This window comes from Aerococcus sp. 1KP-2016 (assembly GCF_002252085.1).
In the GTDB taxonomy this organism is placed as follows: Bacteria; Bacillota; Bacilli; order Lactobacillales; family Aerococcaceae; genus Aerococcus.
The window spans coordinates 1-8028 of sequence record NZ_NEEY01000062.1 but is presented as its reverse complement, the minus strand read 5'-3'; the positions used below and the strand labels follow the sequence as shown (position 1 = coordinate 8028).

Here is an 8028-nt window from a genome sequence, read left to right as displayed (position 1 = left end):
CTTTTTACTCAAAATGCCCACTCCCTTCTGTATAACGCAAATAAAGTATACCGAAAAATTGCATAAAAATAACCCGAAAACTAACAACACTCTTTTTTTGAGTGTTCAGTTTTCGGGTAGAGATTCACTGTAGATTGCCTCGCTGTTTTTATTCTTCTATATCAACTGTCAGCCCAGACTTAAATTCTACAGTGAACTTGCCCTCGTGGATAGTGACCTTTTCAATCAGCCTCCTTACCAGCGCCTCATCGTATTCGGTAATGGAGGTGGGCTGCTGATTAAGGAAGGCGCTCATCTCCGCGATCCGCTTCTTGATTTCATCCTTGCTAGCACTGTTCACCTGGACTTTTTGCTTCTCCTCTCTCAAGGTATAAATTTCATCCGCAACATCCTCGTAATCGGATTTGGTGCTGGCCAGTTTAAGAAGTTCTACCTGAAGTTCTTCTAACCGCTTCTCGATATCGGCTAGAGCTTGATTGTTATCCTGGCTTATCACTGTAGCAATGTTGTTATCTAGAATGGATAGGAAGGAGTCCTTCTTGCCTAAGGCTTCATTAATGGCTTTTATAAGAATCTGCTCAATGCCACCCTCATGAACAGTCCGAGCGTCGCAGAACAGCCCAGTGTTTTCAAGTCGACTGACGCAGCGCCAAACGATGGACTTCTTGCCGCGATTGTTCCAGTGGACTCTTCGGAAAACTTCGCCGCAGGTGCCGCAAATAATCATTTGTGAGAAGCAGTGGTTGCTGCTGTAGGTTCTCTTTTTACCACTTGGACTGGTGTGGACAATGCGCCTTCTAATCAGTTCCTCCTGGACCTGCATGAAAATTTCACGTGGGATGATGGCCTCATGGCTATTTTCCACGTAGTGCTGGGGGACAAGGCCGTTGTTCTTGACTCGTTTCTTTGTAAGAAAGTCAACGGTGTAGGTCTTCTGAAGAAGTGCATCTCCGATGTATTTTTTATTCCGGAGAATTTGACAGATGCAACTGATGAAGAGATACAAGGTTGGGCAACGAAATTAAATACACGTCCCAAAAAATGTTTGAATTGGAAAACACCTTATGAAATCTTTTATAAAACTGTGTTACACTTAATTTGACAATTTAAGGAAAGAAAATTGGTATGCCTTTAATGATAACTATGGAACCAGTGAGGAGAAACGTTATCTAAGATATTTCAAAGCAGAAATCGCCCCAAAACTTGAGGCGAAAGATTTAGAATTTTTTGTGGTGCGGAATGAGCGCGTACCAGATTTAGCGATTTACAGCTTTACTGATGGAGAGCGTTTTGAACCTGATTTCTTATTGTTTATTCGTAAGCATAAGAACCAGAGCTTTATCTCAAATCAAGTGTATGTTGAACCTAAGGGGTCGCATCTTCTATTGAAAGAAACTTGGAAAGAAAACTTTTTGTCGCAAATCAATGATCTCGCAGAGGCTGATGATAGTTACGCTTTTGGCAATGAATATAGAATTATTGGGATGCCATTTTTTAATGAAGAAGAACGCATGGGCGACTTTACAAAAGCAATGAATGAATTTGTGGCAAACATTTAATCTTGTTTTTTAGAGATACAACAATTATTGGGGAGGGATGACAAGATGGACAATGCATATCAATGGGTGGACTTTTATGAGGCATTAGCAAATAGACTACTTGAATATAACGATAAGCGAGGAGAGCTTTTCGATTTAATGAAGAAGGTTGCATCAGAACAGCCGTTGATGAAATATCTTCATTTTGAGAGAGAAGATTGGTGGGAACCTAGACAGTATCAAATTGATCCTTTTTCTGTGATGGGAGTGATGAATCGAGGTACGACTGATGTTAACCGAACGGTATTAGCTAAGGTTCTTGCAAAAACATTTGACGTTATGGTTCCAGCACCAACTGAGTTTAAGGGAATACCTATTCTTGATAATAGGAAGTCCTTCTTTGCCGGAGTTGATGAAATATGGGATTTATTTAATCATGCGATGAAATCTGCTGAAACTAATCAGTTTTCACCAGAATTTAAAGCCGCTTTTGAAAAAGCCATTGCAGTTAGTGGCAATGGTTTAGCTTATATCACAACAGGTCTATTTTGGATTAGACCCAATCTTTTTATGCCTCTTGATAAAAATTCGAAGTCTTATGTAGCATCACAATATGGTATCACTGTGCCCGGATTCGTTTGTAGCGGAGATGAATATGTAAAGTTCCTATCTGATTTGAGAAGAGAAATTGACTTGCAATCTCCTGGAGTCTCTTTTCAAGAAGTATCGCATACTGCTTGGGATGAACGAAGCACTAATCCTCAACCTGATCCTGGTCCGGAACCGCCTGATAAACAAAGTACAGACCATGGAAAAACGATCCATAACAACGCAGCTAAAAATTTAATTCTATATGGAACGCCTGGAACTGGGAAAACGTATAGTTCCATTCAACATGCTGTTGCCATCGTAGAAGAGAAATTAATATCTGAGATTAGAAATGAGGACTATGCTGCGGTGTTTAGCCGCTACTTAAAATACAAAGATGACGGATTAATTGCCTTTACCACATTTCATCAATCTTTTAGCTACGAAGAATTTATTGAAGGGATACGTCCAGTAGTTTTTTCAGAGGAAAACACTGAATCGACTCCGGAGATCGAATATGAAGTACATGATGGAGTTTTTAAATCTTTTTGTGATAAGGCAGGTACACCCATTGGAAGCGGGAAAAATGTAGATTTAGGAATTGGTAAGAGTCCAACTGTATGGAAGGTTTCATTAGAGGGCACTGGTGATAATCCTACTCGAACGGAGTGCTTAGCGAACGGTCACATTCGTATTGGTTGGGATAACTATGGTGAATCTATTACAGATGCGACTGATTATAGTAAAGATGGTGGCAGTACTGTTCTAAACGCCTTTTATAATAGAATGCAAATTGGTGATATTATAATGTCTTGTTATTCGAGTAAGACAATAGATGCTATTGGTGTGGTTACGGGTGAACCGGAATGGCACGATGAATATCAACATTACAAAAGGCTACGAGAGGTTAAGTGGCTTGTTAAAGATATCAATGAAGATATTGTTGATCTTAATGCAGGGAAGACCATGACCCTTTCAACAGTTTACAAGTTATCAGTAACAGTTTCTGATGCATTGCAAATACTAAGAAGGTTAAAACCAACACTGTTCAACCAGAATGTAAAGATCCCGAATCGCGTTTTTATAATCGATGAGATTAACCGAGGAAATATTTCGAAGATATTCGGAGAGTTGATAACTCTTATTGAGCCATCAAAACGGATAAATGCAAAAGAGCAGCTTCGGGCCATCTTGCCCTATTCTGGTCAAAGCTTTGGAGTACCAGATAATGTCTACATAATAGGGACAATGAACAGTGCAGATCGTTCTATCGCGATGATTGACACTGCGTTGCGAAGACGCTTCAGTTTCAGAGAGATGCAGCCAGACTCTACTATACTAAATGATGTTCTTGTTGATGGAATAGATATTGCGTCAATGCTCGATACCTTAAACAAACGAATTACAGTACTACTTGATAGGGAGCACACAATTGGACATTCTTATCTGCTTCCTTTAAAAAATGAACCGACGATAGAAATTCTTGCGGAAATTTTTGAAAACAAAATAGTGCCCCTATTACAAGAATACTTCTATGATGATTACGAAAAAATTCAGCTTGTGCTAGGCGATAATCAAAAACCAGATGACAGTACCCGATTCATCATAAAGAAGACTGATGCTTTGAAGTTGTTCGGAGATGCAGATGTTAATTTCCCTGATTACTATGAAATTAATAGTGAGGCTTTTATGAGGATAGATGCTTATGCGTTCTTGTAATAAGATCTTTACAATAACTGAGTACAGTGGTTTTACACGTGAGATAAAAGTCCAGGGTTATCAGACGCTACCAGAAAAAACATTTGATGCACTTGAAGCGTTTATTCTTGCAAATACTAATGATACGGCAACAGAGGCTGTAGAACTGTTATCATTATCTGTTCGCAGAAATATAGGTAAGGTCATAACCGCACGCAATTATGTTGGACTAATAACAATGTCTGACGGAACGGTCATCGAAATACTTCCTAAAATAGCTGATGGAGAGATTACAGTAAGCGAGACAAAACAAATCTTTCTTGAGATGCTAAAGACCTTAAATGATGTGAATTTTAAAGATTTCAATGTTTCAAGTCTGCACACGGAACGCTTGAGTCTACTAGAAATTTTTATAAAGATGTTTCTTGATGAGGTTACGATACTCACCAAGCAAGGGCTGAAAGCAGCATATACTCCGATTGAGTCAAATGAGAAGTTTTATAAAGGGAAACTGCTAGCTTCTCAGAATTTAAAACACAATCTCGTAAATAAAGAACGTTTTTTTGTCCGCTATGATGACTTCAATATTAATAGGCCAGAGAACCGATTAATAAAATCTACAATAAGCTTTCTACTAAAAGCAACTAGTGATGTCCGAAACCGACAACTAGCTTCTCGATTATTAACATATTTTGATAAAGTAGGATTCTCTACAAACTATGAAGGAGATTTATCAAGGTGCTTTGCAGACCGCAGTGTTAGCCATTATCAGAAAGTCTTGTCATGGTGTAGAGTTTTCTTGCGAGGAAACAGCTTTACAGCTTTTGCAGGGAGTGAAGTTGCCCTAGCACTTTTATTTCCTATGGAGAAGGTATTTGAAAGTTTTATTGCTGCAAGGTTTCGTAAGCATTTGAGCACTGGAATTAATATACGTACTCAAGATAATCGATATAGTCTATTTGATAGTCCTAGTCGAGCATTCGCACTCCGGCCTGACATTGTGCTTGAATTTGATGGGAGGACAATTGTTTTAGATACCAAATGGAAACTCTTAACAGACAGCGCGCGTAATAAGGGCATTTCTCAATCAGATATGTATCAAATGTATGCTTATAGCAAGAAATATGAGGCTGATGGGATTGTATTAGTGTATCCGAATTCTAATTTAATCAATAGAACGAATATAAGCTTTGCTTCGGATGATAATGTTAAGGTTAGTGTATCGTTTATTGATCTTAGAAATGTAGAAGGCAGTATTTCTAAGTTGGTTGACGATATTGTTAATGTATCGTAATACCTGAAAGGTTGACACGTTTCCTCAAACAGCAAGAATAACTATATTTGAATGGACATGTTTCCGCAAGCGGACAAAGCGAAAAAAACAAGATAGAAAAGTTTCCACGTACGGATAAATGTGAAAAATTACTCAAGACATCAAGATGAGCCTATCGGGCCATGTTGAGACAGTGACACTACTTGAGAAGAAACGTTAGTTTCGCAGAAGTAGATCTCCAACCCATGCACGGATTTTCCAAGAAGACAAGCAAAATGAGCAAGCTGAGTGGCTGAAACATTGTATGTTTAATGGTATAATTCATGAGGGAACAAAGCGACTTCATAAACGTTGGTTTAGAAAGCATATGAGTCACGTGAAAAAAATATGAAAGTTGGATATTTTATATGAAGCAATTTATTAAACATTCTCCCTTGCTTTGGCCAAGTTGATGTGTTTGTGTGAAAACCACCAATTCTAATAAACATATTGAAAGGGGAGGCTTATGGAAATAATTATATCTTCAATGTTAGTTTTATCTCTACGTCCATCGATTATTTGGTTGTTTTAACGATTCTTTTCTCTACCATGAATACGGTTAAACAACGATCAATTTATATTGGCCAATATATTGGAACGGGGTTGCTCGTTGGCTTTAGTCTCATTGCAGCGTACTTCCTGAACTTTATTCCACAAGATTGGGTGATCGGATTACTTGGTTTACTTCCTTTGATTCTGGGGATTCGGGCTATCTTCATCGATGAAGATGTAGATGAAAAGGACTTAGAAGAAAAGATGTCGCATAGACAGTCAGAAGTTGCGAGTGTGGTTGCTCTGACCATTGCCCTTGGCGGAGATAATTTGGGGATTTATATTCCTTACTTTACTGGAATGTCCTTCCAGGAAGTCATGGTTGTGATTCTTGTTTTTATCATTGGGATTTTTACCTTGTGTTATTTATCCAAACGATTAGCTTCGGTTCCTATGATTGGTGAAGTAGTTGAGCGTTACGAAAAAGTCATCGTACCAGTCGTTTTCATCGGCTTGGGTATTTTTATTCTGTTAGAGAATGGTACGATTCAACATCTTTGGTCACTGATTGCATAGAATTTTAAGCAGCTTCACGGAAAGTAGAATATACCATTAAAGTATATAAGGTTGAGCTTAGATACATATAACACAACCGGAATATGAAAGAGGCACAGAACGATGCAATATCATTAGCATCGTTTTGTGTCTCATTTTTATGTATATTTTTTAACAATTATGGATCACAGCTTTCTTATTCTCTAAATGGGAAATAAATAAGCTGATATTTTATTAATAGGTTACACTTGAATAACTGAGACAATCATAGATCTAATTTGAGAGAGAATAAGAAATATAGCGTATACAAAAATATTTAAGAAGAATTTTGGTAATATATGTAGGAAGAGAAAAAGGGAGGCATGATTTATGCAATATTCATATAAATATATAATATTAGGTGGCGGGATGGCTGGTGCCAATGCCGCAATGGAAATTCGTAAGTATGACCGTAAAGGGACATTGTTGATAGTCACGCAAGAAACTGACAAACCCTACTATCGTCCTCCATTAAGTAAAGAATTTTGGACAGAGCCAGACTATCCAAAAGAAACGATATATTATAATATTTCGGATGATGAATCGATTGATATCTTAACTGGGACAACTGTGAAGCAAATTAATGCCGATCAACAAACGATTGAGATTGAGAGTGGAGAAATCTATCAATACGAAAAATTGCTTTATTCACTGGGTGGCGCTCCAAAGTGGATTGATGGGCTGGAGAGCGAGCGTGTCCTAGCTTTAAGAAACTTAAAAGATTACCGAAACCTCCGAAAATTAGCCAAACCTGGGAGCAAGGTCATTATCGTTGGAGGAGGCTGGGTTGGAGCAGAACTTGCAGCAGGTCTAAAGCTGAATGATATGGGTGTGACGCTTGTTTTTCCTAATGAAGTATTAAATGAAAAACGACTGCCACGAATGCTTGCTAAAGAATTTCAACAGCGCTTTGTAGATATTGGCGTTTCTTTGATAAACAATACTTATGCTAATAGTTACAGTGTAGCAGACGATCAGGTGAGTCTTACATTAGAGAAAGGCGCTGTATTGAAAGCGGATATTCTTGTTTTAGGAATTGGATTAAAGCCAAATGTTGAATTAGCAGAAGCAGCTGGGTTAGAAGTGGGTAATGGCGTCATTGCTAACAAGTATTTGCAAACTTCCAACAAACATATCTATGCAGCAGGAGATGTGTTGAATTATCCAGATGTAATCATAGGACGTAATCGTTTTGAACATGCAGAGCAAGCGGAGTATTCTGGGAAAGTAGCGGGACGAAACATGACGGGCGCTGAAGAAGTTTATAATCATGGTGCACCACTCTCTTATACGAATGTCTTAGATATTTCTATTGAAGGTGTCGGTGAAATGAGTCGCAACCGTGATGATGCGATTATTGAAGAAGTTGCCGGAGGTTATATTGTATATTATCTTTTTAAAGGCAAACCATCTGGAATTTTAACATATAATGTGAAAGTTGATATGGATAAGGCCCGTGAAATTCTTGTTAACCCACCGAAAAAATTAGATGAGCTAACGAGGATGTTGAAGCCTATTTAATTGATTTGTTGATTACTAGATAGCTTCAGAATTGAAAAAGATGATAAAAAGGAATATTTTATGGAAAAATTTTCAGATAAAGTATTATCATATTTAAATAAAAACAAAGATAAAGAGTTCTACATCTATGAACTGACCCCTGTCAAGTAGACAGATAAAAAAATAAGTTTTTTTGAGACTTGAATCTCTACCCGAAACTGAACGCTCAAAAAAAAGAGTGTTGTTAGTTTTCGGGTTATTTTTATGCAATTTTTCGGTATACTTTATTTGCGTTATACAGAAGGG

5 protein-coding genes and 1 pseudogene are annotated in these 8028 nt (G+C 37.8%); 5 read left to right on the top strand and 1 reads right to left on the bottom strand.

Annotated features, from left to right (window positions below; genetic code table 11):
* Nucleotides 1-148 precede the first annotated feature (148 nt).
* A complete protein-coding gene (locus tag B9P78_RS08645; protein WP_094519049.1) occupies nt 149-1006 on the bottom strand; it encodes a recombinase zinc beta ribbon domain-containing protein in 858 nt (285 codons plus the stop codon).
* Between the two features lie 379 nt (nt 1007-1385).
* On the opposite strand from B9P78_RS08645, the gene B9P78_RS09820 reads away from it, so the two are divergent.
* The 5 genes and pseudogenes from B9P78_RS09820 (at nt 1386) to B9P78_RS08615 (ending at nt 7743) form a co-directional block, all read left to right on the top strand.
* Complete coding sequence (locus tag B9P78_RS09820; protein WP_158520590.1) at nt 1386-1559, top strand: hypothetical protein; 174 nt, start codon at nt 1386-1388, stop codon at nt 1557-1559.
* A gap of 45 nt (nt 1560-1604) precedes the next feature.
* Nucleotides 1605-3845 carry an AAA family ATPase gene (locus tag B9P78_RS10370; RefSeq protein ID WP_094519047.1) on the top strand — a complete coding sequence of 747 codons (2241 nt, stop codon included), beginning with the start codon at nt 1605-1607 and terminating at the stop codon, nt 3843-3845.
* Nucleotides 3832-5118, top strand: a complete 1287-nt coding sequence (locus B9P78_RS08625; RefSeq protein WP_158520589.1) for an McrC family protein — start codon at nt 3832-3834, stop codon at nt 5116-5118. The genes B9P78_RS10370 and B9P78_RS08625 overlap by 14 nt, the downstream gene beginning before the upstream one ends.
* A gap of 484 nt (nt 5119-5602) precedes the next feature.
* A pseudogene (locus B9P78_RS08620) lies at nt 5603-6204 on the top strand (CadD family cadmium resistance transporter).
* A 348-nt stretch (nt 6205-6552) separates the two neighbouring features.
* Nucleotides 6553-7743: an NAD(P)/FAD-dependent oxidoreductase gene (locus B9P78_RS08615; RefSeq protein ID WP_094519045.1), complete on the top strand. Its 1191-nt coding sequence runs from the start codon at nt 6553-6555 to the stop codon at nt 7741-7743.
* Nucleotides 7744-8028 lie beyond the last annotated feature (285 nt).

Bases quoted from the DNA above. Each gene is read 5' to 3' on its own strand.
- B9P78_RS08625 (WP_158520589.1), top strand. From the start codon at position 3,832: ATGCGTTCTTGTAATAAGATCTTTACAATAACTGAGTACAGTGGTTTT.
- B9P78_RS10370 (WP_094519047.1), top strand. From the start codon at position 1,605: ATGGACAATGCATATCAATGGGTGGACTTTTATGAGGCATTAGCAAAT.
- B9P78_RS08615 (WP_094519045.1), top strand. From the start codon at position 6,553: ATGCAATATTCATATAAATATATAATATTAGGTGGCGGGATGGCTGGT.